This is a genomic window from Cupriavidus sp. HMR-1 (genome assembly GCF_000319775.1).
Classification (GTDB): domain Bacteria; phylum Pseudomonadota; class Gammaproteobacteria; order Burkholderiales; family Burkholderiaceae; genus Cupriavidus; species Cupriavidus metallidurans.
The window spans coordinates 1-24,070 of the sequence record NZ_ANKP01000067.1 but is presented as its reverse complement, the minus strand read 5'-3'; the positions used below and the strand labels follow the sequence as shown (position 1 = coordinate 24,070).

At 64.9% G+C, this 24,070-nt stretch carries 22 protein-coding genes and 1 pseudogene; 4 read left to right on the top strand and 19 right to left on the bottom strand.

Annotation, left to right across the window (positions count from 1 at the left end; genetic code table 11):
* Window positions 1-53 precede the first annotated feature (53 nt).
* The 6 genes from D769_RS10320 to D769_RS10295 all read right to left on the bottom strand — a co-directional run bounded on the left by D769_RS10320 (window position 54) and on the right by D769_RS10295 (window position 8,714).
* On the bottom strand, window positions 54-1,067 hold the full coding sequence (locus D769_RS10320; protein WP_008644716.1) for a tripartite tricarboxylate transporter substrate binding protein: 1,014 nt from the start codon (window positions 1,065-1,067) through the stop codon (window positions 54-56).
* Between the two features lie 33 nt (window positions 1,068-1,100).
* A complete protein-coding gene (locus tag D769_RS10315; RefSeq protein ID WP_008644715.1) occupies window positions 1,101-2,984 on the bottom strand; it encodes an acyclic terpene utilization AtuA family protein in 1,884 nt (627 codons plus the stop codon).
* Window positions 2,981-4,978, bottom strand: coding sequence for an acetyl-CoA carboxylase biotin carboxylase subunit (locus D769_RS10310; protein WP_008644713.1), 1,998 nt, complete (start codon window positions 4,976-4,978; stop codon window positions 2,981-2,983). The genes D769_RS10315 and D769_RS10310 overlap by 4 nt, the downstream gene beginning before the upstream one ends.
* Before the next feature lie 29 nt (window positions 4,979-5,007).
* Window positions 5,008-5,841, bottom strand: coding sequence for an enoyl-CoA hydratase-related protein (locus D769_RS10305; protein ID WP_008644712.1), 834 nt, complete (start codon window positions 5,839-5,841; stop codon window positions 5,008-5,010).
* 8 nt (window positions 5,842-5,849) lie between these two features.
* Window positions 5,850-7,016: an acyl-CoA dehydrogenase family protein gene (locus D769_RS10300; protein WP_008644711.1), complete on the bottom strand. Its 1,167-nt coding sequence runs from the start codon at window positions 7,014-7,016 to the stop codon at window positions 5,850-5,852.
* Between the two features lie 78 nt (window positions 7,017-7,094).
* Entirely contained in the window at window positions 7,095-8,714 is a 1,620-nt protein-coding gene (locus tag D769_RS10295; protein ID WP_008644710.1) for a carboxyl transferase domain-containing protein, read from the bottom strand.
* A 227-nt stretch (window positions 8,715-8,941) separates the two neighbouring features.
* Here D769_RS10295 and D769_RS10290 point away from each other — a divergent pair, with 227 nt between their 5' ends.
* Window positions 8,942-9,655, top strand: coding sequence for a helix-turn-helix domain-containing protein (locus D769_RS10290; RefSeq protein ID WP_008644709.1), 714 nt, complete (start codon window positions 8,942-8,944; stop codon window positions 9,653-9,655).
* A gap of 25 nt (window positions 9,656-9,680) precedes the next feature.
* Here D769_RS10290 and D769_RS10285 read toward each other — a convergent pair whose 3' ends face one another.
* From D769_RS10285 to D769_RS10270, 4 genes are all read right to left on the bottom strand, one after another.
* Complete coding sequence (locus D769_RS10285; protein WP_008644708.1) at window positions 9,681-10,664, bottom strand: tripartite tricarboxylate transporter substrate binding protein; 984 nt, start codon at window positions 10,662-10,664, stop codon at window positions 9,681-9,683.
* A 214-nt stretch (window positions 10,665-10,878) separates the two neighbouring features.
* Window positions 10,879-12,525, bottom strand: coding sequence for a fatty acid--CoA ligase (locus tag D769_RS10280; protein ID WP_008644706.1), 1,647 nt, complete (start codon window positions 12,523-12,525; stop codon window positions 10,879-10,881).
* A 17-nt stretch (window positions 12,526-12,542) separates the two neighbouring features.
* Complete coding sequence (locus D769_RS10275) at window positions 12,543-13,391, bottom strand: TauD/TfdA family dioxygenase (RefSeq protein WP_008644704.1); 849 nt, start codon at window positions 13,389-13,391, stop codon at window positions 12,543-12,545.
* Window positions 13,392-13,401: 10 nt separating this feature from the next.
* Window positions 13,402-14,382, bottom strand: a complete 981-nt coding sequence (locus tag D769_RS10270) for a quinone oxidoreductase (protein WP_008644702.1) — start codon at window positions 14,380-14,382, stop codon at window positions 13,402-13,404.
* Between the two features lie 206 nt (window positions 14,383-14,588).
* On the opposite strand from D769_RS10270, the gene D769_RS10265 reads away from it, so the two are divergent.
* On the top strand, window positions 14,589-15,590 hold the full coding sequence (locus D769_RS10265) for an AraC family transcriptional regulator (RefSeq protein WP_035882197.1): 1,002 nt from the start codon (window positions 14,589-14,591) through the stop codon (window positions 15,588-15,590).
* 59 nt (window positions 15,591-15,649) lie between these two features.
* Window positions 15,650-16,009, top strand: coding sequence for a hypothetical protein (locus D769_RS10260; protein WP_008644697.1), 360 nt, complete (start codon window positions 15,650-15,652; stop codon window positions 16,007-16,009).
* A gap of 4 nt (window positions 16,010-16,013) precedes the next feature.
* On the opposite strand, the gene D769_RS10255 is transcribed toward D769_RS10260, so the two are convergent.
* Genes D769_RS10255 through D769_RS10230 form a run of 6 tightly spaced genes read right to left on the bottom strand, consistent with a single transcriptional unit; the run spans window position 16,014 to window position 21,730 of the window.
* The gene (locus tag D769_RS10255) at window positions 16,014-16,463 is read right to left on the bottom strand and encodes a potassium channel family protein (RefSeq protein ID WP_008644696.1); all 450 of its coding nucleotides are present in this window, start codon (window positions 16,461-16,463) and stop codon (window positions 16,014-16,016) included.
* Between the two features lie 17 nt (window positions 16,464-16,480).
* Window positions 16,481-17,545, bottom strand: a complete 1,065-nt coding sequence (locus D769_RS10250) for a DUF2955 domain-containing protein (RefSeq protein ID WP_008644693.1) — start codon at window positions 17,543-17,545, stop codon at window positions 16,481-16,483.
* Window positions 17,535-18,671, bottom strand: coding sequence for an HlyD family secretion protein (locus tag D769_RS10245; RefSeq protein ID WP_035882195.1), 1,137 nt, complete (start codon window positions 18,669-18,671; stop codon window positions 17,535-17,537). Before D769_RS10245 ends, D769_RS10250 begins: the two co-directional genes overlap by 11 nt.
* Window positions 18,668-20,227 carry a TolC family protein gene (locus D769_RS10240; RefSeq protein WP_008644688.1) on the bottom strand — a complete coding sequence of 520 codons (1,560 nt, stop codon included), beginning with the start codon at window positions 20,225-20,227 and terminating at the stop codon, window positions 18,668-18,670. The genes D769_RS10245 and D769_RS10240 overlap by 4 nt, the downstream gene beginning before the upstream one ends.
* Window positions 20,228-20,229: 2 nt before the next feature.
* Window positions 20,230-21,396 (bottom strand): AI-2E family transporter, encoded by a 1,167-nt coding sequence (locus D769_RS10235; protein ID WP_008644686.1) that lies wholly within the window; start codon window positions 21,394-21,396, stop codon window positions 20,230-20,232.
* Between the two features lie 49 nt (window positions 21,397-21,445).
* Window positions 21,446-21,730 (bottom strand): hypothetical protein, encoded by a 285-nt coding sequence (locus tag D769_RS10230; protein WP_234706975.1) that lies wholly within the window; start codon window positions 21,728-21,730, stop codon window positions 21,446-21,448.
* A gap of 177 nt (window positions 21,731-21,907) precedes the next feature.
* Here D769_RS10230 and ppk2 point away from each other — a divergent pair, with 177 nt between their 5' ends.
* Window positions 21,908-22,726 carry a polyphosphate kinase 2 gene (gene ppk2 / locus D769_RS10225; RefSeq protein WP_008644684.1) on the top strand — a complete coding sequence of 273 codons (819 nt, stop codon included), beginning with the start codon at window positions 21,908-21,910 and terminating at the stop codon, window positions 22,724-22,726.
* Between the two features lie 110 nt (window positions 22,727-22,836).
* Here ppk2 and D769_RS10220 read toward each other — a convergent pair whose 3' ends face one another.
* From D769_RS10220 to D769_RS10210, 3 genes and pseudogenes are all read right to left on the bottom strand, one after another.
* Complete coding sequence (locus D769_RS10220) at window positions 22,837-23,223, bottom strand: hypothetical protein (RefSeq protein ID WP_008644682.1); 387 nt, start codon at window positions 23,221-23,223, stop codon at window positions 22,837-22,839.
* A gap of 36 nt (window positions 23,224-23,259) precedes the next feature.
* Window positions 23,260-23,847 carry a hypothetical protein gene (locus D769_RS10215; RefSeq protein ID WP_008644680.1) on the bottom strand — a complete coding sequence of 196 codons (588 nt, stop codon included), beginning with the start codon at window positions 23,845-23,847 and terminating at the stop codon, window positions 23,260-23,262.
* Between the two features lie 40 nt (window positions 23,848-23,887).
* A pseudogene (locus D769_RS10210) lies at window positions 23,888-24,070 on the bottom strand (hypothetical protein); the annotation flags it as partial.

Below are 24,070 nucleotides of genomic sequence, written 5' to 3'. Positions count from 1 at the left end.
TTTCATTGTGGTCGGGATATGCCGGCGCTACCGGCATATCGCATCAGTCCGCATCAGTCGAGTTTTATCCCCGCCTTTTGCACCACGCCGGCCCATCGCCCCGCTTCTTCCTTGATAAACGCCTGGAACTGATCCGCCTTGCCGCCGACCGGGTCGATGCCATAGTCGATCAGCTTGGCCTGGACGTCCGGTGCGTGCACCACGGCGTCGAGTTCGGCGGACAGTCTGTCAACGATGGCGGTTGGCGTCTTTGCTGGTGCCAGCACGCCGATCCAGCTCGAGGGCATGATGTTCGGATAGCCGGCTTCAGCCATGGTGGGCACATCGGGTGCGGCCGGCCAGCGGCGCGGATTGGTGATGGCCAGCGCGCGAACCTTGCCTGCCTTCGCCAGCGGAATCATGGTCTGCACAGAGTCGAAGATCACGGCCACCTGCCCCGAGATAAGGTCTGGCAGCGCAGGCGAGATGCCCTTGTATGGCACGTGCGTCATCGTCATGCCCGTGCCCTGTGAAAACAGCTCGCCAGCCAGATGCGCGCCTGACCCACTGCCGCTCGAGGCAAAAGTCATCTGGTCCGGATGCGCCTTGCCCCACGACACCAGTTCCTTTACTGACTTCGGCGGCAACTGCGCACTCGAAACCATCAGTAGCGGAATACGCCCAATCTCGCTGACACCAGTCAGGTCCCGGATCGGGTCGTAGCTCATCTTCTGGTACAGGCTCGGGTTGATCGCGTGTGCGGCCACCACAACCAGCAGCGAATAGCCGTCCGGCGCGGATTTAGCAACGTTGTCCGAACCGATCATGCCGTTGGCGCCCGGGCGGTTCTCCACGACGACCGGCTGTCCGATACGTTCGGCCAGTTTCTGCATGACGAGGCGGGTTACCGCGTCTGACACGCCACCCGGCGGGTATGGCACCACCACGCGTACCGGCCGCGACGGCCAATTCTGCGTGCCGGCACTCTGCGCCATGGCGGGCACCACGAGCATCCATCCACTGGCGAGTATTGCCGCCTGCACGAGCCGCCGCCTTGCGGCACGGCGGGAGTTCTTCTGCGCTGTCATCACCACTGTCTCCTCCTGGTCTTGTCGCTGTTGTCACATAGCGGCGCCAGCCGCCTTGTTCATGCCGCGTCGTCCGACTTCCTCTGCCCAGGCAATGGGCACCGAGAGCGGAAAATCGAGCAGCATCTGCGCGAAGCTCTTGCCCAATGGGTCGGATCGCAGGCTCGCCACGCCGCCACCGGCAAGCGCGTCATGCATCAGGAAATTCAGCGCATTCAGCCCGGGTACCTCAAAACACTCCACCTCACCCGCCACAAGATGCGCGAAGTACTGACCGACGGCCTTTGGCGTCAGTTGCTGGCGCAGCAACGCCAGATACTCGGGCTTGCGTGCAATCACGCCGATGTTCTCGTCGTCGCCCTTGTCACCACTGCGCGCGCACGCCAGCGCCACCAGCGGGCATGTCACGCGTGGGCCGTCAGCGATTGGGGCGGTGGTTAGCGCCACAGGCGCAGCGGCCTGTGGTGCAGCCTGTGGTGCGCCCATTTCGGCGGCGATGCTCAGGGCCACGCGGCGGTTATCGAGTTCGACCGTCATTGGCACCGCATCCTTCGGCACAAGAAACGAGAAGACCTTGACCACCGGCTGGATATCTACGCGTCCCGAGAACGACGAACGGGTGCCGGCCGCCATCGACGTGCCGGCGGAAGCGCATTCGCGCTGCAGGATGGCCAACGCCTTTGCCCGAGCGTGCCGGGCGCCGATGCGCAATACCACTTCGCGCGTGGGCATCTCCCGTGCATGGGGACCGTAGTGCGATTCGCAACCAAGCAGTTCGACGATGGTCGCGCTGTAGTCGCCGAACCCCTGCTCGGCCATCATGCGGCGCGTGCGTGCAAGCAGCGCTTCGGCGGTACGGTGGGCCTTGGCCGGCGCGTCGATGCCGCGAATCGCCATCATCGGACTGATCTGGTAGCCATCCTGCCAGGTGGCATTGGCCTTGTAGTGCGTGCCCGGCGGACGGCCGCGCGCGCCTTGCACGCGAACATGCCCTTCGTCGATGACCTCGACATGCACCTGACGGAAATCGCAGGTCACGTCTGGCATCAGGTAGTTGGCTGGATCACCGACTTCGTACAGGATCTGTTCGGATACGGCCAGCGGATCGATCAGGCCACCGGTGTCGTCGGGCTTCGACAGCACGAAGCTGCCATCCTCCGCGCAATCGATGACGGGGTAGCCAATGCGGTCCCAGTCGGACACGCGTTCCCAGTCGGTGAACAGCCCCCCCGTGGCCTGCGCTCCGCACTCGATAACGTGCCCCGCAAGCGTGCCAGCCGCCAGCCTGTTCCAGTCGTCCCAGCCCCAATCGAACTCATGCGCCAGGGCGCCCACCACCACCGCGCTATCCACGCAACGGCCGGCGATCACGATATCGGCGCCCATTTCGAGCGCTCTCGCGATGCCCTGCGCGCCGGTGTACACGTTTGCGGACCATGGCTCGGTGGTTGGCACGGCGCTACCGTCCAGTTGTGTCAATCCCGCGTCGCACCAGCCTGGGAATGCGGTACCCACATCGTCCCCAGTGACCACGGCAATCTTCGGCGACAGACCCTGTTGCGCGGCAACCTTCAGCAACGCGTCGCGACAGCCCTGCGGATTCAGCCCACCAGCATTGGCGATGACGCGCACGCCACGCTCGAGGATGGCGGCCAGATGGGGCGCGATCGCGGCGTGAACAAAGTCGGTGGCGTAACCCAGGGACGGATCCTTGGCGCGGGCACGGGCCAGAATCGACATCGTGGTTTCGGCCAGGTAGTCATACACCAGGTACTGAAGTCCGGGCACCGTCAGTAACTGGGGCGTGGCGGTGGCCGAGTCGCCCCAGAAACCGCTGGCGCCACCGATGCGGACCGTGCGGGGCAGGCTCCGGCTGGTTTCCGTACCCCGGCGGCCGGTGGCGGAGGCGCGTTTCATGCCTTGCCCTCCCCTGCGTCCTCAGCCTCCACGCGCACCAGCAGGGTGCCAGCGCTGGCCTGTCCGCCAGCACGTGCCGACAACTCAGAGACGACGCCGGCGAACGGGGCGACGAGCGTGTGTTCCATTTTCATCGCTTCCAGTACAACCAGCGACTGGCCCGCCTCCACACGATCACCTTCCGCGACGTTCACCGCCACGATCCGGGCGGTCAGCGGCGCGGTGAGCGCGCCCGATGACTCGCCTTCCGTACTTCGACGGCGTGGGTCGTGTCGGATGAAGCGCCAGGCCCGACCGTCGGCAAACAGATGTATCGCCTGACCGTCGTCAGCATGGAGAACAGGCCGAGCCATACCGTCGCACTCGATCCATGCGGCCCCATCGGCGGCATGGTCGCGGAGCATCCGCACATGGACTGGCTGCGCGCTCGGCTCTCCGCGCGCGCTGACGGTAACGCGCCAGCCTTCTTCTGTCGCCTGCACTGTCGAGTCCCACGGCCTCCCTTCTGCGTGCAGTCTCACCGACGTTGTCATGCGCGATAGCGCGGCAGGCTCGTTCCGCGACAACTGGCCAGATGCCGCCAGTGCGGCAATGGCTACCACATGACGAGATGGTTCGGCGGGTTGCAGCGACGCCTGCATATGAGCCTCGACGAAGCCTGTGTGCACGTCATTGCCCGCGAACGCCGCGCTGGCAAGGCACGACGCCAGGAACGGCTGGTTCGACGGCACGCCGAGCAGCACGCAGTCCTGCACCGCACGCAACAGCTTCTGGCGCGCTTCCTCGCGCGTGCGCCCATGGGCCACGAGCTTGGCGATCATCGAGTCATAGTGCGTGGGGATGGTGCCCCCGGTGTCCAGCGCATGGTCGACGCGCACGTCGTGGCCCGCATCCGGGGCGCGCCACCGCAACACCGGGCCGCCCTGCGGAAGAAATCCCGCAGGCACGTCCTCGGCCGTCAGGCGCACTTCGATCGCGTGACCGTCGAACGTCACCTGGTCTTGCGTCGCTGGTAGTGTCTCGCCCGCGGCAACGTGCAGTTGCCATGCCACGAGGTCGAACCCGGTAATGGCCTCAGTCACGGCGTGTTCCACCTGCAGCCGGGTGTTCATCTCCATGAAGTAGAAATTGGCGCCGGCATCGAGCAGAAACTCCATCGTGCCGGCGCCCACGTAGCCGATGGCCCGCGCGGCCCGCACGGCCGCCTCGCCCATCCTGGCGCGTAGCGCGGGCGATACCGCCGGCGATGGGGCTTCCTCGATCACCTTCTGGTGGCGGCGCTGCACCGAGCAATCGCGCTCTCCAAGGTGGATCACATTGCCATGCACGTCGGCAAAGACCTGAATCTCGACGTGGCGTGGTTGGATGACCGCGCGTTCCAGGATCAGTTCGTCATTGCCGAACGCCGTCGCGGCTTCCGACCGCGCACTGGCGAGCGCCGCGGGCAACGCAACGGCATCGGGCACCAATCGCATGCCACGCCCGCCGCCGCCTGCCGCAGCCTTGACCATCAGCGGGAAGCCGATGCGCCCGGCTTCTGCCAGCAAAGTCTTGTCGTCCTGCGCCTCGCCTTGATAGCCCGGCACGCACGGCATGTCCGCGGCCAGCATCAGGCGCTTGGCTTCGGCCTTGTTGCCCATGGCACGGATGGCGCTGGCCGGCGGACCGACGAAGACCAGGCCGGCTTCGGTCACGGCGTCGGCGAACTCGGCGTTCTCGGCCAGGAATCCATAGCCCGGATGGACGGCGTCGGCACCAGCGGTTCGCGCGGCAGCGATGATGGCCGCAATATTGAGGTAGGACTCACGCGGTGCGGCAGCACCGATACACACGGCCCGATCCGCGCTGGCCACGTGTGGGCTGTGGCGATCGGCCTCGGAGTAGACGGCAACGGTGCCAAGCCCAAGTCGGCGGGCCGTCCGCATGATGCGGATGGCGATCTCGCCCCGGTTGGCCACGAGCACGGTATGGAAGGGTCGGCAGGAAGCTGACATGAAATGCTCTCTGGAAAGTTTCTTTGCGTTCAGGCGTCTGTCGATTGCGCGGCGCAGACGATGCTGGCATCGAATCGCGTGACCCAGCGCGCATCGCGCTTTTCGCGGAAGGCCGCGATGCCTTCTGCGCCCTCGGTGCGCATGCACTGGGCAAACTGATGTGATGCGTCATCGAGCAGGCTGTCGACCGGCGTCGGGCCGCATCTGGCGACCAATGCCTTGAACTGGCGGTTGGCGTGTGGCCCGCAGCGGCCAATGCGGGTCAGCCACTCGGCGATCAGTTCGTCCAGTCCGGCGGCGTCTTCGGCCAACTGGTCTACGAGCCCGATCGCCTCTGCCGCCACGCCGTCCAGACGCTCGCCGGTCAGGCCTAGCCGGCGCGTCAGCGCGGCGCCGAGTCGATCAACGACGAATGGTGCGATCTGCGCGGGAATGATGCCCAGCGAGGTTTCCGACAAGGCGAACCGCGCCGCGCGCGTTGCGAGCACAACGTCTGCGGCACATGCCAGACCCATGCCGCCGCCCATTGCCGGCCCGTCCACGGCCGCGATCACGGGTATCGGAAGTGCCGCCAGCCGTGTCATGAAATGACCGAACTGGCGGTTGCGCGCGGCAACCGGGTCTTCGTGGCCAACATCGGCGTCAAGCCGCGCCTGGAAATTGCCGACGTTGCCCCCAGCGCTGAAGGTTCCACCCGCACCGCGCAGCACCAGCGCGCGGATGCCGACGTCGGCTTCAGCCTGCGCCACGATGTCCGTCAACACGGCGACCACTTCCGGAGCGAGCGCATTGCGCGTGGCCGGGATGTTGAGCGTGGCGAACAACACGCCCTCCACGCAACGTACGATGACTGGGTTGGTCATGGCTCGTCTCAGCGGTCGTGGCGGGACATCAGCCCCATCTGCTTGGCAATTACCTGCAGCATCACCTCGTCGGCGCCACCACCGATCGATCCGAGCCGGAAATCCCGATAGGCGCGATTGGCGTGGTTGTCCCACGTGTAACCCATGCCGCCCTGGAACTGGATGCACCAGTCGGCAATCTCGCGCGACAGGCGCCCCGCTTTCAGCTTGGCCATCGACGCCAGCTCCACCACATCCTCGCCCTGGATATAGGCTCGCGTCGCGACGTGAACCAGCGCGCGCAGCGATTCGAGTTCGGTCTTCAGTTCGGCGAGCTTGAACTGGATGTACTGGTTGTCGAGCAGCGGCTTGCCGAACGCCACGCGCTGGCGGAGGTAGTCGGCGGTCTCCTCGATCAGCGCGCTGCACGCCAGCCGGCGGGCTGCACCGTTCAGGCGCTCCTCCTGAAACTGCTTCATCTGATAGATGAAGCCCATGCCCTCCTCGCCAATACGGTTGCGCACCGGCACGCGTACGTCATCGAAGAAGATCTGGGCGGTGTCCGAGCACCACATGCCCATCTTGCGGATCTTCTGCACTTCCACGCCACGCACGAGTCGGCCGTTTTCCCTCAACGGCACGATAATCAGCGACTTGTTCTTGTGGACCGGCCCGTCCGACGTGTTGCAAAGCAGGCAGATCCAGTCGGCCTGCGTGCCGTTGGTGATCCACATCTTGGAGCCGCTGATCACGTAATCGTCGCCGTCGCGACGTGCGCGTGTCTTCAGCGATGCGACGTCTGAGCCCGCTCCGACTTCCGACACGCCGATGGAGACCACCATCTCGCCGGCGATGGCAGGTGCCAGGAATTCACGCTTGAGCGCGTCAGAGCCGAATGCCGCCAGTGCAGGCGTGGCCATGTCGGTTTGCACGCCGATACCCATCCCAACACCTTGCGCGCGTGCATGGCCCAGGGCTTCGGCGGCGGCGACGGCGTACGAGAAATCCAGGCCCAGCCCGCCGTATTCCACAGGCTTGGTGATACCGAGGAATCCAAGCTCACCCATCTTCCGGAATAGCGCGTGGGCGGGAAACGTTTCCGCTGCTTCCCATTCGTCGACGAACGGGTCGATCTCGGCCGCGACGAAGCGGCGGATACTGTCCATGATGCTGCGGTGGTCCTGGGTATAAAGCATCTGTGTCTCCGGGGTACCTTGTTTGTTCAGATCTGGTGAGGCGCGAAAGCGTCGGAAGCGTCGGAAGCGTCGGAAGCGTCAGAAACGCGCAACGCCGAACTGCATCGCGCGGGGCGTACGGGCGGCGGCTTCTCGCGCGGTGGCCAGCACAAAGGCCAGCACCGCGCGTGTGTCGCGTGGGTCGATCACACCATCGTCCAGCAGCAACCCGCTGGTGACGAACGCGCTGCCCTGGCGTTCGAAGTTGGCGACGATCTCGGCGGTCTGCGTGGCCAGCGCCGCCTCGTCCACTGGCACGCCCTTGCGCGCGGCCTGCTGACGGGCCACGATTTCGAGTGTCATCGCAGCCTGCTCTCCCCCCATGACGGCCGTGCGCGCGTTGGGCCACGAGAAGCAGAAGCGCGGATGGAAGCCACGGCCGCACATGCCGAAGTTGCCGGCGCCGAAGCTCGCGCCGCAGTACAGCGTGACATGTGGGACGGTGGAGTTGGAGAGCGCCTGAATCATCTTCGAGCCGTGCTTGATCATGCCGGCCTCCTCCGATGCCTTGCCGACGATGAAGCCCGTGGTGTTCTGCAGAAACACGATCGGTGTGCCGGACTGGTTGCAGGCCTGAATGAACTGCGCGGCCTTGGTGGCGCCAGCGGGATCGATCGGGCCATTGTTGGCGATAAAGCCAACGGCGTGGCCTTCGATGCGGGCATGACCGCAGACCGTGCCTGGTCCGTAGTCGGGCTTGAACGGCAGCCAGGCGGAGTCATCCACCAGCCTGGCGATAACCTCGCGCATATCGACCGGACGCTTGTGATCCAGGGTCATGACACCTTCGAGCTCGACGGCGGGGAGCTTCGGCGCCCGTGCCGGCCGTGGCGGCGTCTGATCCACGCGGGGCCAGTCGAGGCTGGCGACGATGTCCCGTGCCGTGGCAATGGCGTGCTCGTCGTCCTCGGCCAGATACTCGGCCAGACCGCTGACGGTGGCGTGTAGATCCGCGCCCCCCAGTTCTTCGTCAGTGGCAATCTCGCCTGTTGCGGCTTTGAGCAGCGGCGGGCCGGCCAGGAAGGCGCGGGCGCGCTTGCGGACCATCACGACGTAATCGGACAGGCCCGGCATGTACGCCCCGCCGGCCGTGGACGAGCCGTGGACCACCGTAATGACCGGTAGCCCGGCTGCCGAGAGCCGCGCCAGGTTGTAGAAGATCGTGCCGCCTCGCACGAATTTGTCGACCCTGTACTTGCGCAGGTTCGCGCCGGCCGACTCCACGAGATGGATCAGCGGCAACCGGTTCTCCAGCGCGATGTCCTGGCAGCGCATCAGCTTCAGGTTGCCGGCCTCGGTCATGGCGCCCGCATCGATGCCTGAATCCGTGGCCAGCACCATGCAGCGCACGCCGCAGACAAAGCCGATTCCGGCAACCAGCGAGCCACCGGGAATCGACGTATCGGGATTCGGATCGTCCAGCCCATATCCCGCAAGCGTGGCCAGCGGCAGGAATGGCGCACCGGGATCGAGCAGACAGGCGACCCGCTCGCGCGGCAGCAGCGCCCCGCGTTTCTGAAAGCTCGAGCGAGCACGCGACGACGCGTCGACGGCTCGCTGTTCCAGCGCGCGCAGCCGGTCTGTCAGCGCCTGCATGCCAGCACGCTGCGTGGCAAAGGTATCCGAGGTGGAATCAATCCGGGTATCGATGGGGATCATGGTGGGAGACCGGCTGGCGTCCTGTGGCGTCCGATAGCGCGTGTTGGCTTGACGGGTTGTATGAAGTGAATCCATTGCAATCCACCCTTCGCCGCCGGACAACCACAACGGGCGTCGTTGTGCATAATGTGCACAACTTAGGTATTAACCCTGCAACCTACTCTCGTCCTGCCGGTTTCCTTATGCCCTCGAGCGCCAAAGCGGATGCCCCCCTCCCCCAACCCGGCGTGCAAAGCCTGACACGCGCCTTTGCGCTGCTGCACCTGTTGGGCACACATCACGACCCGGGATTGACCCTGCCCGAGCTTGCCACGCTGGCGAGTATCGATCGCACTACCGCGCATCGCATGATCCGTTTCCTTGAGGCGGCGGGATACGCCGAGCGCGAACCGGCCGGCAAGCGCTATCACCTGGGCAGCGCGGCCATGGCGTTGGGCCTGCGGGCAATGAACCGGCCGCCTCCCGATAGCCGCATCGTCACGCGGATGAAGGCGGTGGCGCGTCTGACTGGCGATGCGGTGTTCCTGATTGGGCGCCTGGGCGACCACGGACATTGCCTGCACACCGAGGAAGGCGCGCATCGCATCAAGACGTTTGACCTGTTGACTGGCACGTCGCGGCTGCTGGGTCAGGGCACGGCGAGCATGGCGCTGATGGCAAGGCTGGATAACGACGAAATCCGGAAGCACTACAACCGGCATCGGGCGGAGTACGAGCAAGGTGGATTGAGCCTGCTGGCACTGTTGCGTGGCGTGGACCGCAGTCGCAAACTCGGTTATGTGCTGGCCGGCGCCGGCGGGGTGGCCGGCGTGGGCTACCTGTTGCCACTGGCGTTGGAAGGCGACCTGGCAGTCAGCGTCGTGTCCGCCGCGTCACGGATGCCCGTGTCGCGGCGTCACGAAATTGGCGCGCTATTGCAGGCGACGTTCGGCGCGGATTGAGCCCCGAAGCCGCCAATGGTGCCGCTTACTGGTTCTTCATCGCCTCGGCCAGTCGCGCGATGATCTCGCCTTCGCTCTTGAATGCCTTCTGCGCGTAGGCCGTGTACTGCTCGGGATTCATGTAGTTGCTGACCATACCGTACTGGCGGGTCACGTTCAGGAACTTCGGGTCCTTGAGCGCATTGCGGAAGGCATCGTCAAGCCGCTTCACGACCGCGGGCTTCATGTTTGCCGGGCCGACGATGCCGAAGGGCGAGTTCGACCACACTGGATAGCCGATCTCCTTCAGCGTCGGCGCATTGGGGAAGTCCGCGGCGCGTTTCTCCGACAGCGTCGCCAGCACGCGCATTTGCCCACCTTGCACGTAGGGCAGCAGCGTGTTCGACAGCACCGCCACATCGGACGAACCGCTCAGCAGCGCGGTGATCGCCTCGGCGTCGCCCTTGTACGGGACGTGGGTCCAGTTCGATTGCGACACCCGCGCCAGTTCGGAAATGGTCAGGTGCTGGCTGCCGTAGATGCCGGTGGTGCCATAGCTGATGCCTTTCTTGTTGGCCTTGGCATCGGCGATCAACTCCTGCATGGTCTGCCACTTCGCGTCCTTCTTCACGGCTACCGCGAAGTTGTAGTCTGCGATCATGGAGATGTATGTCAGGTCCTTGAGCGGGTCATAGCGCATCTTCTGCACATGCGGCAGGCGGAAGATCACCACGGGCGCCATGCTGAGCGTGTAGCCGTCCGGTTCGGTGGTGGCCATCTGCGTGGCACCGAGCGTGCCACTGACACCGGGCTTGTTTTCCACCACGATCGACTGACCCAGTTCACGGCCGGCCGCGTCGGCAAGCGCGCGTGCCACCTGATCGGTGACGCCGCCCGCGCCGTAAGGCACGATGAGCCGGATCGGACGGGTTGGGAACTCGTCGGCGGCCAGCGCCGGCGTGCCAAGGGAAGCCGTCAGCGCCAGGCCGGTGGTGGTCAGCGCGACACGGAAGAAGCGACGTCGTTGCATGAAGGTGTCTCCTGAGTTGTCTGCCGGATCTGTCATGTCCGGTCTGCGAGGTTGTCCGCACAGTATGACAATGGCGCCACGGAGCGGACCATCAGGAATTGGAGAATACCGGTCGCATATCCACCGATTTCATCGTCTACATGCACGGGTTGCATGTCGCCAAATAAAAAAACGCCCCGCAGTGCGGGGCGCTCCCTAACTCCATGCCCTACCCTCAGGCTGCTTTGTTTCCCCGTAGCAGCTTCTTGTCAATCTTGCCAACGCTGGTCTTCGGAATCTCGGCCACGAAGGCGATCCGATCAGCTTCAGGTACCGCGAACTTGCTCAGGCGCTGGGCCGAGACATGGTTCATCAGCTCCGCGCGGATGTCCTCGGCGCCCACTTCCGAATCCGGTTGCCGCACCACAAAGGCCATTGGCCGCTCGCCCCAACGCGCGTCAGGCACGCCAATCACGGCGCACTCCCGCACGCCCGGCACGCGCGTGACCAGATTCTCGATCTCGATCGAGGAGACCCACTCGCCACCGGTCTTGATCACGTCCTTGAGGCGGTCCACGATCTGCACAAAGCCGTTCTCGTGGACGACCGCGACGTCCTGCGTGTGCAGGTAGCCGTCGGCCCAGAGTTCTTCCGACGCACTCGGCTTGCGGAAGTAACTGCGGGTCAGGTATGGCGCGCGCAGCACGATCTCGCCCTGGCTTTGGCCATCGCGTGGCAGTTCCCGCATGTCCGTCCCCACGATGCGGAAGTCTGCCAGCGGCACCGGCCGGCCCGTCGAGCAGCGCAGGCGGACTTCCTCCTCGCGGCTGGCCGGCTGGTATCCCGGCGGCAACTGCGCCAGCGCGACGATCGGGCCGGTTTCGGACATGCCGTAGCCGGCGAAGATGTCGATACCCCGCTCCAGCGCGGCCTCGCACAAGGACGGTGGCAGCGCCGAACCGCCGATGATGATCTTCCAGCCGCTCAGGTCCTGCCCGCCAGCCTCTGCGGCGTGCAGCAGCATCTGCAGGATCGTCGGCACGCAGTGCGAGAACGACACCTTCTCCTCGGCACGCAGCTTCAGCAGCATTTCGGGCGCGTAGCGGCCCGGCAGCACCGTGCGCAGGCCCAGCGTGATCGCAACATACGGGATGCCCCACGCCATCACATGGAACATCGGCGTGATCGGCATGTACACATCCTCGCGATGCATGCGCTGGCCTTCGCGCGGCGAGCACAGGCTGGCCGTCGCGGTCAGCGTATGCAGCACGATGTCGCGATGGCTGTAGCACACACCCTTGGGGTCGCCGGTGGTGCCTGTCGTATAGAACGTGGCGGCCTTCGTGCGCTCGTCGAACTCCGGAAACTCGAAGTCCGGCGAGGCGGCGCCGACCAGTGCTTCGTACTCGCCGGCGAACGGGATAGCCGTGTCGGGCACGGTCTGTCCGTCCGCCATCAGCACGAAGCGTGGCTTGCACGTGAGCTTGTCCCGGATCTGGTCGATCACGGGCACGAAGTCCGGATGCACCAGCACGACGTCTGCGCCCGCGTCATTCAGCGTGTACAGGATCTGCTGCGGCGACAGGCGAACGTTGACCGTGAAGAGCGTGGCGCCCATCATCGGCACGCCGAAATAGCACTCCAGGTAGCGGTGGCTGTCCCAGTCCATCACGGCCACTGTGGAGCCGTGATGTACACCGAGGGCCGAAAGCGAATTGGCCAGCTTTCCCACGCGCTCGCGGAATTCGCGATAGGTGTAGCGCAGTTCTCCGCGGTAGCTGATCTCCTGGTCGCCATACAGACTCATGGCGTTGATCAGGAGCTGCTTGACCAGCAGAGGGTATGCGTAGGCCGAACGCGCGGAAACGATCAGGTTCTCCATATTGACTCCGGTACTGCTCAGAACGGCACGCTGCCGATAATGCCCGCGCGCTCCATCTTGCGATAGCAAGGCGGATAGTCCATCACGGCGTAATGCTGTGTGGCGGTGTTGTCCCAGATCGCCACGCTATTGGGCTGCCAGCGCCAGCGCACCTGGTACTCAGGGATATAGGCCTGCGAGATCAGGTAGCGCAGCAGGTCCGCCGCGCCCGGGTTGCCATCCTGACCGAAGCGCACGCGCGCTGGAGTGTGGTAGTTCGTGAAGTGCGTGGTGAAGCCGTTCACATAGAGGATCTTCTCGCCGGTGTCCGGATGGGTGCGGACCACGGGGTGCTCGGCATCGGGATAGCGCTCCTTGAGCGCCAGCCGCTTCTCGATCGGCATCACGGCACCGAAGCTGGCTTCGATGCTGTGGCGCGCGCGCAGGTCGGCGATCTGGGACTTGATATGGTCGGGCAGGTTCTCGTACGCGAGGGCCATGTTCGCCCACATCGTGTCGCCGCCCACGGGCGGGCATTCCACGCAACGCAGCACGGCGCCGAACTGCGGGGCCTCGCGCCAGGTGGTGTCGGAGTGCCACGCGTTCTCGTAGCGGTCGTTCGGCTGGTCCGGCGACTTGTAGATGCGGACCAGGCCCGGATGCTCCGGATCGCTGCCCGCCACTGGGTGATCCTCGAGTTCGCCGAAGCGGCGCGCGAACGCAACGTGCTCGGCGCGGCTGAAGGTCTGGTCGCGCAGGAACACCACGCGGTGTTTCAGAAGCAGCGCGCGAATTTCGGCGAACAGATCGTCGCTCTTGATCGCGTCAGCCAGGTTGACGCCAACCAGTTCGGCACCGATGGCACAGGTCAGTGGTTTGACTTGCATGGCAGGCTCCTCAGACGACGAAAATCGACGAACCGGTGGTCTTGCGCGATTCCAGGTCGCGGTGAGCCTGCACGGCGTCTTCCAGTGCGTAGCGCTGGTTGATCTCGATACGGATGCGGCCGGCACCCACGTGGTCGAACAGTTCCCCAGCCAGTTCCGCCTTCTCGCCCGGATCGGCGATATAGTCGGCCAAGGCCGGACGCGTCACATAGACCGAGCCCTTCATGGCCAGCAGTACGGGATCGAACGGCGGGATCGGGCCCGATGCGGTGCCCACGCAGACCAGCAGCCCACGGCGCTTCAGCGAATCGAGCGAGGCCATGAACGTGCTCTTGCCGACGCTGTCGAACACCACCGTGGCGCCCACGCCATCGGTCAGTTCACGCACGCGCTTGGCCACATCCTCGTGGCTGTAGTTGATGATGTGATCGCAACCATGCGCGCGTGCCACCTCGGCCTTGGCCTCGGAAGACACGGTGCCAATCACGTTCAGGCCCTGCAGCTTGGCCCACTGGGACACGATCAGGCCGACGCCGCCTGCCGCGGCGTGCAGCAGAATCGTATCGCCGCGCTTGAACGCGTAGATGCGGCGCATCAGGTAGGCGGAGGTCAGGCCGCGCATCGTCATTGCCGCGGCGGTTTCGAAGCCGATGTTCTCCGGCAGGCGGATCAGCGGCGCGGCCGGCACCAGACGCTCGGTGCTGTAGGCGCCCAGCGTGTTCAGGAAGCCGGTGTATGTCACGCGATCGCCGACGGCGACGTTGGTCACGTCCGGACCGATGGCCTGCACCACGCCGGAGGCTTCCACGCCCATGCCCGCGGGAAGCGGTACCGGATAGGTGCCGTTGCGGAAGTACGTATCGGCGTAGTTCAGGCCAACCGCCACGTGGCGAATGCGCACCTGCCCCGGGCCCGGATCACCCACTTCCATGTCTTCGCAACGAAGGACCTCGGGTCCGCCGGTCTCATACATGCGCACGACTTTTGCCATCGCATCGTCTCCTGTTATGTGTTGCCGCACGACGTGTGCCGCCATGTCAGCCAATCTAGATGCGCCGACTGCTTGCCGCTTTGCAATCGCTGCATCCAGCTTTGCATTTCATGCCAACACGGCCTATCATCCACGCCGAGTACGACGCGGCATGGTCCAGGGCACTCCGGGCACGTGACGCGCGAAGAACAAGATGGGAGACAAGCTTGAGAACACTGGTGCGCGCTGCGGCACTGACCAATTTCTTCGAGGTGGCGGCGGCGGAAGGCCTGAACCCACAGCCCTTGCTCCGCCAGGCCGGACTGACACGCGCGCTGCTGACCGATCCCGAGCAGCGCGTTCCGGTGGACGCGTGCGCGGTATTGCTGGAGGCCGCGGCGGACGCATCGTCCTGCCTCACCTTCGGGCTGCGCATGGCGGAGTCCCGGCAGTTGTCGGATTTCGGCCTGATGAGCCTGCTGATCAGCCAGCAGCCCACGCTGCGTGACGCGCTCGACACCATCATTCGTTACCGTCATCTGGTCAACGAGTCCGTGGCAATCATGGTGGAGTCGGCCGGCAAGGTGGTCATGATCCGGCAGGAGGTAGTGCTCGGCGCGCCTTCCCGACAAGCCACCGAACTGGCCCTGGGCGTGGTGTTTCGCTTGTGCCGCGCCCTGCTCGGCGCGCATTGGCATCCACTCAGCGTCAACTTTACCCATGCCGCGCCGCCCGACCTGCAGGTGCACCGCCGGTTGTTCGGATGCCCACTGGAGTTCGGCAGCGAGTTCAGCGGCATTGTCTGCCTGGCGGCAGACCTCGACGCGCCGAATCCGACAGGCGACCCGGCCATGGCTCGCCACGCGCAGCGACTGGTGGATACCCTGCCCCGTGTGAACGAGGCGTCGATCGGGCGCGAAGTGCGCAATGCGGTGTACCTGATGCTGCCAATGGGCCGCGCCAGTTGCGAGGCCGTGGCCCAGGGGCTGGGCCTGAGCTTGCGGACCATGCAGCGGCAACTCGACGAAGCCGGCGAATCGTTCACCGACATCCTGAGCGAGGTACGCCGCGATCTGGCGCAGCGGTACGTCAGCAACCCGGACTACTCCCTGTTACGCGTTTCGGAATTGCTCGGCTATGGTTCAGCCAGTTCCTTCACACGCTGGTTTTCCACCCAGTTCGGTGAAGCCCCCTTGGCTTGGCGCCGGCGCCACAGTGTCAACCGGTGACTTGCACAGCACCATCGAATTCGCCTAGTCTGAGCGTGCGTCGCCACATCGGAGCTCCCATGGAAATGCCTACTGCAGTGCTGCTGACCGTTGCCCTCACCCTTGGCGTGCCTGCCGTTGCGCTGGCTCAGTCCACATCGCCCGCCCAGGGCAATGCCGCAGCGGCCATCTCCGATGCCGTACAGGAGGGGGCGAACCCCTATCGTCCGCCTTCGGCGAGCAGCGTCAGCCCCGAGGAAGCCCGCCGGGCGAAATGCGAGGAACTCAAGAACCAGTTCGCCGCTGGCGCGCATGGGCCCAACAGCTACACCTCTCCGGGCATGGCCACGCAGAATGCGCAGGGTCGCGCAGTGCCAAAGATCGAGCGGGACAAGTCGCGAGATGCGCTGGAAGAGACCTATCGCGCGAACTGCACGTAAGGGCTCAGGGCTTCGCCTGATCCATCAGCCTGGCCATGTTGCTCTTGATGACATCAAGCACGGCAGCCGTCATCAGTGACGTCGACATGCCGAACATCAGAATGCCGTTGGCTGCCTCGATTGGCCCCAGCATGCGCCAGCGCTCGGACATGACGATATCGCCATAGCCGAGCGTGGCGAAGTTGACGCTGGAGTGATACAGCGCTGGCACGAAGCTCTGAAACTCGCCCAGCATCAGGAACAGCACGGCCCAGATCGCGATCTGCACGATGTTGCAGGCCAGCGTCAGCAGCATCACCGCCATCAGCAGTGCGATCTCCATCCATAGCGCCTCGCGCCCTTCCCAGCGTTTGCGATAGCGCGCATAGCGACGCAGGCAGATCGCCACCACCACGCCTTGCAGGATCAGGCACAACAGCATCACGGGTGCGGCGACCAGCAGGTGTATGCGCATGGGGCCTCCTCAGGTACTCAGATCGTTGTCGATGCCGTGGACACGGTTCGTTGCCGCCGATGGTCGAGCCATCTCAGCATGAATACGCCATAGAGCGACACCCCGATGAACAGTCCCATGCGGACGGCGAACGCCTGGTAGACATCCTTGCCTGCCGCGCTGTCTTCGACCGACTGCCCAAGCAGGATGATCATCGTCACCAGGCTGTTGAGCCAGAATCCCGGGGTGGCGCGTGTCGGCCGGATCGCGAAGAGCCGGCGGGCAACCACCAGCGCGAACAGGATCGTCCAGAGAAAGAACATCCACAGATTGACGGACAGGCCAAGCGCGAACCAGAACAGGATCGCCAGCAGCCCGCCGAGCAGCGTGGACCCAAGTAGTTCGGTCGCGGCGCTACGCGCCGTCGTGCAGCTTTGCCGGCCCAGGCTGACAGCCTTCATGACGATAGGCAGGTATCCGGCCGGATCGGCCATGGCCAGCAGGAATGCCGGCATGACGACCAGCGTCGCGCGCCACGCCATCCAGTCCGCATCGCTGACAACCGGCGCGGGTGGCTTGGCCGCGGGCGTGGCCGTGCCGGGTTCTGGAATCAGCCAATGGCAGACCGCCAGCATCACCACACCGAGCAGCAGCCCGCGGGCCAGCGCGCCAATCACGCTGAGGGCGAGTCCCATGTCAGCGGTGCCGGCCACCGAGATCAGCGCAATGCCTGCCACAAGGAACGTCGACACGAGCCCGTTGCCGCCGCGCAGGCCGTAACGGAAGGCCAGGAACAGGCCGAGCGCGGTCATCAGCACCCCACTCAGCGGCGCGTGCCGCAGGAACGGGATCAGCAGCAGTCCGGTTCCGGTGGTCGCCATGACAAGCAGCGCCAGCGCCAGCCCCGCCTTGGCGGGCAGCGGGCGCCCTACCGTGGCGAACAGGAACACGGCCAGCACGGGTGCAACCATCGGAATCGCCCATTGAAAACCGAAGCTCGTCGCCAGGCAGAGCGCGGTGCCGACAGCCAGGCGCAACGCGCGGCGGGACCGCGCCGCGGTTGCGGCAGCGGCGGCGGCCGATGCGCCCGCGTCAGTAGACATAGGACAGCCAGCTCATCAGGCGGATGTACAAGCGGCCCAATGGATTGAGTGGGTTGCCTGACGTCGGGAACGCCATCACTTCGGCCTGGCCGCCCACGCGCACGCCGCGCATCGAAGAGAGTTGTCCCGGATCGATGTCGACGATCACCGGGAAGCGCTGCGCGGGCCGCAGCCAGTCGCGGCTGTTCTGCACCGTTGGCAGGCTGCCTGGCGGTGGGCTCTGGCCGGTGCTCACGCCGTAGCCAATGCTGCGCACCTTGCCTTCGAGCACCTTGCCTGGCAGCGCGTCGAGCACGATGGCCACGGGCGTGCCCGGCTCTACGTGGCCCAGGTTGTTTTCGGTGAGGTCGGCGGAAATCCATATGTCATGGATCGCGATCAGCGTCATGACCGGGCTGCCGGCGCCGGCAAAACGGCCGACTTCCGTTTGCAGGTCGGTGACCAGCCCGCCGGTACGCGCCCGGATCTTGGCGTTGGACAGATCGAGTTCCGCCTTTTCGACCGCCGCAGCGGCGCTGCGCAGCTTGGCGTTGTTCTCTTCGCTTCCGCCCTGCTGCTCCTTTGCCCGTTCAACCTCGGCGCGGGCCGCGCCGACCTGGCTGACGGCCTGCGTGTGCGTGGCGCGCGCCACCTCCAGCCGCCGCACGGAAACCGTGCCGGGGTCTTCCCGATACAGACGCTCAAGCCGCTCGCTGTCCTGTCGCGCCTTGAGCTCGTTGGCCTGTGCCGCTCGCAGCGATTCGCGCGCCGAATCGATACCCGCCGTGTTCGCTCCGATCTGCCTGCGCGTGGATTCGAAATCGGCGCGGGCGCGGTCCAGTGCAATCCGGTATTGCTGTGGATCGACCTCGAACAGCACCGTGCCGGCCTCCACGCTCTGATTGTTGTGAACCGGCACCTGGGTGACACGTCCAGAGACTTCTGAAGCCACTGGAATCACGAACGCCTGCACGCGCGCCTGCTGGGTATAGGGCGTGAAGCGGTCGGCCAGCAGATACCAGACCAGACTGAGCACGATCGCGATGACAACCCACCGCACCCCTTTTCCCGACGCGTCTCCAGATGCCGCCGGGCCTGGCGGGGCAGGCGGCGTGGCTGGCGCATTCGCATCACTGGCGTCACTCATTGGCGTTGGCTCCCGGTGGCTTTGGCCGAGGTGTTGATGGATGTCGGCGGCGTGCGCGGCGGCTCGTCAAGCAGGTCTCCCCAATCGGTACGCTGCCGCATCTGGTCGCGGGTGGCTGGGTCGACCAACGGCTGCTCGCTGTACCAGCCACCGCCAAGTGCCTTGTAAAGGTCGATCAGATAGCCAACGGCGTTGCTGCGATTGACCAGATAGGCGTCCTGCTGGGCGAACAATGCCCGTTGGGCATCGAGCACGCGCTGGAAGTCGGAGTACCCCTCCTTGAACAGGGTGTTGGCCAGCGTCAGCGAGCGTTCCGCCGAGTACGCGGCCTCACGCAGGATTTCTTCGCGTTCGAGTGCCTTGAGCAAGCCGCTGGCGGCATCGTCGGCCTCGCGCGCCGCCACGCGCACGTCGTTCTGGTAAGTGAGGATCAGTTGCTGGAGCCGGGCATCCTGCACCCGCACGTTGTTGTGGATCCGGCCATAGTCGAAGATGTTCCAGCGAAGGCTGGGGCCGCCCACCAGCAGCAGGCCGTTCTGCGTCCCGGGCAGTGAAGTCGCGGACCAGCCGATGCTGCCGACGAGCGTCACCGATGGATACAGGTCCGCCTTCGCCACGCCGATCTGGGCCGACTGCGCCGCGATCTGGAACTCGGCGGCGCGAATATCCGGGCGGCGCAGCAACAGGTTGGCGGGCACGTCTTGCAGAATCGCCCGATCGATCCGGGGCAACACGCCCTCCTTGCCCGATGCCTCGCCCAACTCGGGAATCGGGCCGGGTGGCCTCCCCAGCAGGATCGCCACGGCGTTGCGCGATAGCGCAATCTGCCGCTCCAGTTCGGGGATGCTACTCAATGTGCCGAAGTACTGCGTCTTGGCCTGTTGCAGGTCCAGTTCATCGCTTTCGCCGGCCTTGAACAGTCGCTCGGTGATTTCGTAGCTGCGCTTCTGCAGTCGGCCGTTCTCCCGCGCAATCCGCACGCGGGCCTCCGCGGTGCGCAATGCGTAATAGGTCTGCGCGAGTTGTGCGTGAAGCAGTACCAGTACGTTCTCGTGATTGGCCTGGGCCGCGAAGTACGCGGCATCGGCGGACTCGATCGCGCGGGCGAATTTCCCCCAGAAGTCGAGCTCCCAGCCGACATCGACACCTGCGCTGTACTCCCAGACGCGAGCGGTTTGGGCGGTTGGCCCGGATTGGCGGCTGTGAACATACATGGCGTCCGCGCCCGCCTGCTGCATCTGGGGATACCGGCCAGCCAGCGCCATGCCGAGTTGCGCGCGGGCTTCCATGACCCGCAGGCCGGCAATCCGAACCCCGGCGTCATTGGCATCGGCCTCGGTAATCAGGCGTTCGAGCACGGGGTCGTTGAAGACCTGCCACCATTGGCGCATATCCGGCTGGGCACCTGCCTCGCTGGCCTGCCCGATCGCCTCGCTGGTCCATTTGCCGCTCCACGTCTCGTGCTGCGGCTGGAAATCCGGGCCAACGCGCGCGCAGCCGGCGAGCATCGTCGCGGCCAGCATCCAGCAACGGAACACGCGGCCCCGGGGCAACATCGCTATCCGGCAGCCGGACCGCTTTCGGTACGTCCCGACGCCTGGCCACTCCCCACGGCCTCACCACTCGCCACGGCCTCGCCGCCCTCGATGGCTTGCTGCTGGGTGTCTTCCACCCACTGCCAGAACAACTGGTATCCGACCGCGAGCACCACGGGGCCGACAAAGAGCCCGATTACGCCTCCGCTGACCATGCCGCCAAGCGCGCCGATCAGCACCACCGGCATCGGCACATCCACGCCACGGCCCAGCAGCATCGGCTTGAGCACGTTATCCGCCAGGCCGGCAATGAACACGTAGACGGCAAAGACGATGTTCATGCCGCTGACGCCCTCGGTCGCGATCACGAAGATGATCACGGGGATGGTGATCAGCGTGGCCGGCAACTGCATGATGCCGAGCAGCAGCACCGCCAGCGCCAGCAGCCCTGCCCCCGGCACACCCTTCATAACGAAGGCGACACCGATCAGCAGCATCTGGATGAATGCAATACCCACCACGCCCTGCGCGACCGCGCGCACGGTGGCCGTGCACAGCACGGTAAGGCGGGGGCCGCGCTCCGGCCCGGAGATGCGGGAGGCAATCTGAATCGCGCTGCGCGTGCCGAGCTCGCCGTAGGCCATGAAGATGCCCGCGATCATGAGCGCCGCCACGAAGATCAGCAGCCCGACGCCCACGCCACGCGCTGTGCCGAGCAGCGCCAGGGCCACCACCTTGATCTGTGGCGCAAGCTTTTCAGCCAGCGAGGCGAAGTCGGTGGAGGCAAGGTGCCAGAAGCCGTAGAGTTGCTTGCCCACAAACGGCCAGGCGGCCACCGATTCGGACGGTGGCGGAATCCGGATGTTGCCGCTGCGCGCGATCTCCAATGCGTGTTCGACCGAGTCGATCAATGCAATCCCGAGCAGGCACGAGGGCACGAGAATGATGCAGATGACCAGGAAAACGATCAGGGTGGCCGTGCGGCCCTCTCCATCGAAGATCTTGCCGCGCAGGTAGGTCTGCAGCGGATAGAGCGTGATCGCCAGGATCACTGACCACGCCATCAGGCTGATGAACGGCTTGAAGATCTCGAAGCAGGATATCGCCAGCAACAAGATCAGGCCGAAGCGGATATAAACGTCGATCAGCGTACGAGAGATCGTAGGGATCGAAAGACGTGTTTGCAGCATCGGCGGCCTCCTTGTGAACCTCGGGCGCGCGCCTCGGCCGCGCCACCTCTCACACGAGCCGGCTCTGGCGCCTGCGCCTCCAGCCAAGGGCAAGCAGGACAGCGCCGACGAACATGATCACGAAGCAGCCGATCAACCAGTCCCTCGCGAGAACCGTGAAGAGATAGTGCTGCGGCGCTTCTGACAGCTTGAACAAGTGAATCTCGAGACCATGCAGGGCGAAACTGAACAAGTTGACATTCTCTGGCAGCCCGCCCACCGGATCGCACAGGAATACCCCGGCGAGAGCCAGCCAGAAACCGATGATGATCAGCCAGTATCCAGTCTTGTACATGGTCGAGTACGCTCCCAATGAAAGAGTCAGCCAAGCCCGTGCGCAAAGCAATTGGTCCTTGGGCCAAGCCATGCTTGAGCCAAGCATTGGACCAAAGTCCCTTGCCAAGGCCATGCCCGTATCCGAGATTGATACTTGAGGCAATGGGGCCTGCTGCAAGCGCCGGGAGAAACACTTATGGTAAAGGACTCGCGCCGTACTGACGAGGATTCCGCAGCGCAGCAGGACCTTGACTCGAAGACGTACGAGAAGTCGCTGCGCTCGCTGCACGTTGAACTGGTGCACCTGCAGGACTGGGTCAAGGCTACTGGTGCCAAGGTATGCGTCATCTTCGAAGGGCGTGACGGCGCTGGCAAAGGCGGCGTCATCAAGGCCATCACCGAGCGGGTCAGCCCCCGCGTCTTTCGCGTGATTGCCCTGCCCGCCCCCACCGATCGCGAAAAGAGCCAGATGTACGTGCAACGGTACATCCCGCATCTGCCCGCAGCCGGCGAGATCGTGATCTTCGACCGTAGCTGGTACAACCGCGCCGGCGTCGAACGCGTGATGAAGTTCTGCGACGAGGAACAGGTGGAGTTGTTCCTGCGCGCGGTGCCGCTGGTGGAGCGCGCTATCGTCGGCTCGAACATCCAGCTCATCAAGTACTGGCTCGAAGTCAGCCCCGAAGAACAGACGCGCCGCCTGGAGCAGCGCATTCTGGACGGCCGCAAGACGTGGAAGTTGACGGACATGGACCTGAAGTCATACAGCCGCTGGTATGACTACTCGCGCGCGCGGGACGCGATGTTCGAGGCCTCGGATACCGACTTCGCGCCGTGGAATGTCGTGCGATCGGACTGCAAGCGGCGCGCCCGGCTCAACATCATCAGCCATCTGCTTGCGTCGATTCCCTACGAGCCCATCCCGCGCAAGAAGGTCACGCTGCCGGACCGGCAGAAGCGCGGCTCCTACAAGCAGCCCGACTACCCCTATCGGTATATCCCGGAGAAGTTCTGAGTTCCGGACGCAAACTGCAACCGTCAGGGGCCGCGTCATCGCGGCCCCTGACGGTTGTGGCATCGGATCTTCAATCCCTCAGTCGTTCAGTCGTTCAGTCGTTCAGTCGTTCAATCCTTCAATAGCGCCTTTTTCCAGTTGCCATCGGCCTCCTGGCAGTACCACCCTTCCCAGCGTTCCGACCTGCCATTCTGGCGCAGTTCGCTGCGGATCTTGCGGCAGCGCTTGGCGTTCTCGGTGCGCGTGGTCACGGGCGTGAATGTGCCCTCCGTGGCCTTGGACCGCCCCTCGGCAGGCAGACTGAACGGCACGGTGGCGCCATCGTCGGACTCCGACAGCGTCTTGTTGAAGACGCCGCGCAAGGTCGCCATCTGCTGCTTGGCGAGCGTGCCAACGATCGTGCCGCTCAGGTAGTTGTCAAAGTACGCGTGGGCGGGCAGCGCGCTGGCAATCAGCACGGCCGCCCCCAGACAACGCAATGCTGCAATGTGCTTCATGACGACAGTTCCGTTCGGGTGCCCGGCATTCGGTGGTTACTTGCCTGCACCGGGGGTTACCGAAACCGCGACAGCCTCGGTGTAGACAGCCTGCACGCGGTCCCCCTTCTTGATGTTCTTCAACTGGTCCGGGTCCTCGACAACAAGGTCGACGACATGGCCCTTCGGTCCCTTGACCGAGACAGTCTTTGTGTCCTTGTTGACCGCGACAACCTGGGCGACCACCGTCACCTCACGGCCAACCGTGCCGCCAGGCTTGGCGCCGGCCTCGGCGCGTTGCTCGATCGGCTTCTCGTTCATGGAGAGCGGTCCGCTGCCCTTCTTGAGGCTAACGGTCAGTGCCTCGTTGTACTGTACGGTGACCTTGTCGCCGACCCGTAGCTGATCAAAGTTGCGAGCCTCGTCGCCAACGGTCATGTCGGTGACCTTGCCGCCCGCGCCTTTCAGCGTGATTTTGCGATTTGCCGCGTCGATGGCTGTGATCGTCGCAACGGCAGTTGCGGAGCCGGAGGCCGTGACCGAGCCGTCGGCGCGTGTGACATCAGTCTTAACGTCGGTCTGCGCCCAGCCAATGGCCGGCACCGAAAGCAGGATCGCGACGGGAATCAGTACTTTCTTGAGCATATGCACTCCTTTTGGCAAAGCGCTCCGGGACCTACTTCACTCACTTGATCGAATAACCACGGCCTTCCATGCACGCGGAATAAGCACGGTAGTACGTGGACATGGCGCCCTGGGTGTTGGCCTGGGCGTTCGCTTGCGCGTTGCGCTGGTTCTGCCGGGCGCGCGAGCCACCGACCATCGTGCCGGCTGCGGCGCCAACGGCGGCACCCTTGCCGGCATCGCC

What these genes read in the sequence shown, in the direction of transcription:
- D769_RS10320 (WP_008644716.1), bottom strand. Translation starts at nt 1,067, where the DNA reads ATGACAGCGCAGAAGAACTCCCGCCGTGCCGCAAGGCGGCGGCTCGTG.
- D769_RS10315 (WP_008644715.1), bottom strand. Translation starts at nt 2,984, where the DNA reads ATGAAACGCGCCTCCGCCACCGGCCGCCGGGGTACGGAAACCAGCCGG.
- D769_RS10310 (WP_008644713.1), bottom strand. Translation starts at nt 4,978, where the DNA reads ATGTCAGCTTCCTGCCGACCCTTCCATACCGTGCTCGTGGCCAACCGG.
- D769_RS10305 (WP_008644712.1), bottom strand. Translation starts at nt 5,841, where the DNA reads ATGACCAACCCAGTCATCGTACGTTGCGTGGAGGGCGTGTTGTTCGCC.
- D769_RS10300 (WP_008644711.1), bottom strand. Translation starts at nt 7,016, where the DNA reads ATGCTTTATACCCAGGACCACCGCAGCATCATGGACAGTATCCGCCGC.
- D769_RS10295 (WP_008644710.1), bottom strand. Translation starts at nt 8,714, where the DNA reads ATGATCCCCATCGATACCCGGATTGATTCCACCTCGGATACCTTTGCC.
- D769_RS10285 (WP_008644708.1), bottom strand. Translation starts at nt 10,664, where the DNA reads ATGCAACGACGTCGCTTCTTCCGTGTCGCGCTGACCACCACCGGCCTG.
- D769_RS10280 (WP_008644706.1), bottom strand. Translation starts at nt 12,525, where the DNA reads ATGGAGAACCTGATCGTTTCCGCGCGTTCGGCCTACGCATACCCTCTG.
- D769_RS10275 (WP_008644704.1), bottom strand. Translation starts at nt 13,391, where the DNA reads ATGCAAGTCAAACCACTGACCTGTGCCATCGGTGCCGAACTGGTTGGC.
- D769_RS10270 (WP_008644702.1), bottom strand. Translation starts at nt 14,382, where the DNA reads ATGGCAAAAGTCGTGCGCATGTATGAGACCGGCGGACCCGAGGTCCTT.
- D769_RS10260 (WP_008644697.1), top strand. Translation starts at nt 15,650, where the DNA reads ATGGAAATGCCTACTGCAGTGCTGCTGACCGTTGCCCTCACCCTTGGC.
- D769_RS10255 (WP_008644696.1), bottom strand. Translation starts at nt 16,463, where the DNA reads ATGCGCATACACCTGCTGGTCGCCGCACCCGTGATGCTGTTGTGCCTG.
- D769_RS10250 (WP_008644693.1), bottom strand. Translation starts at nt 17,545, where the DNA reads ATGTCTACTGACGCGGGCGCATCGGCCGCCGCCGCTGCCGCAACCGCG.
- D769_RS10245 (WP_035882195.1), bottom strand. Translation starts at nt 18,671, where the DNA reads ATGAGTGACGCCAGTGATGCGAATGCGCCAGCCACGCCGCCTGCCCCG.
- D769_RS10240 (WP_008644688.1), bottom strand. Translation starts at nt 20,227, where the DNA reads ATGTTGCCCCGGGGCCGCGTGTTCCGTTGCTGGATGCTGGCCGCGACG.
- D769_RS10235 (WP_008644686.1), bottom strand. Translation starts at nt 21,396, where the DNA reads ATGCTGCAAACACGTCTTTCGATCCCTACGATCTCTCGTACGCTGATC.
- D769_RS10230 (WP_234706975.1), bottom strand. Translation starts at nt 21,730, where the DNA reads ATGTACAAGACTGGATACTGGCTGATCATCATCGGTTTCTGGCTGGCT.
- ppk2 (WP_008644684.1), top strand. Translation starts at nt 21,908, where the DNA reads ATGGTAAAGGACTCGCGCCGTACTGACGAGGATTCCGCAGCGCAGCAG.
- D769_RS10220 (WP_008644682.1), bottom strand. Translation starts at nt 23,223, where the DNA reads ATGAAGCACATTGCAGCATTGCGTTGTCTGGGGGCGGCCGTGCTGATT.
- D769_RS10215 (WP_008644680.1), bottom strand. Translation starts at nt 23,847, where the DNA reads ATGCTCAAGAAAGTACTGATTCCCGTCGCGATCCTGCTTTCGGTGCCG.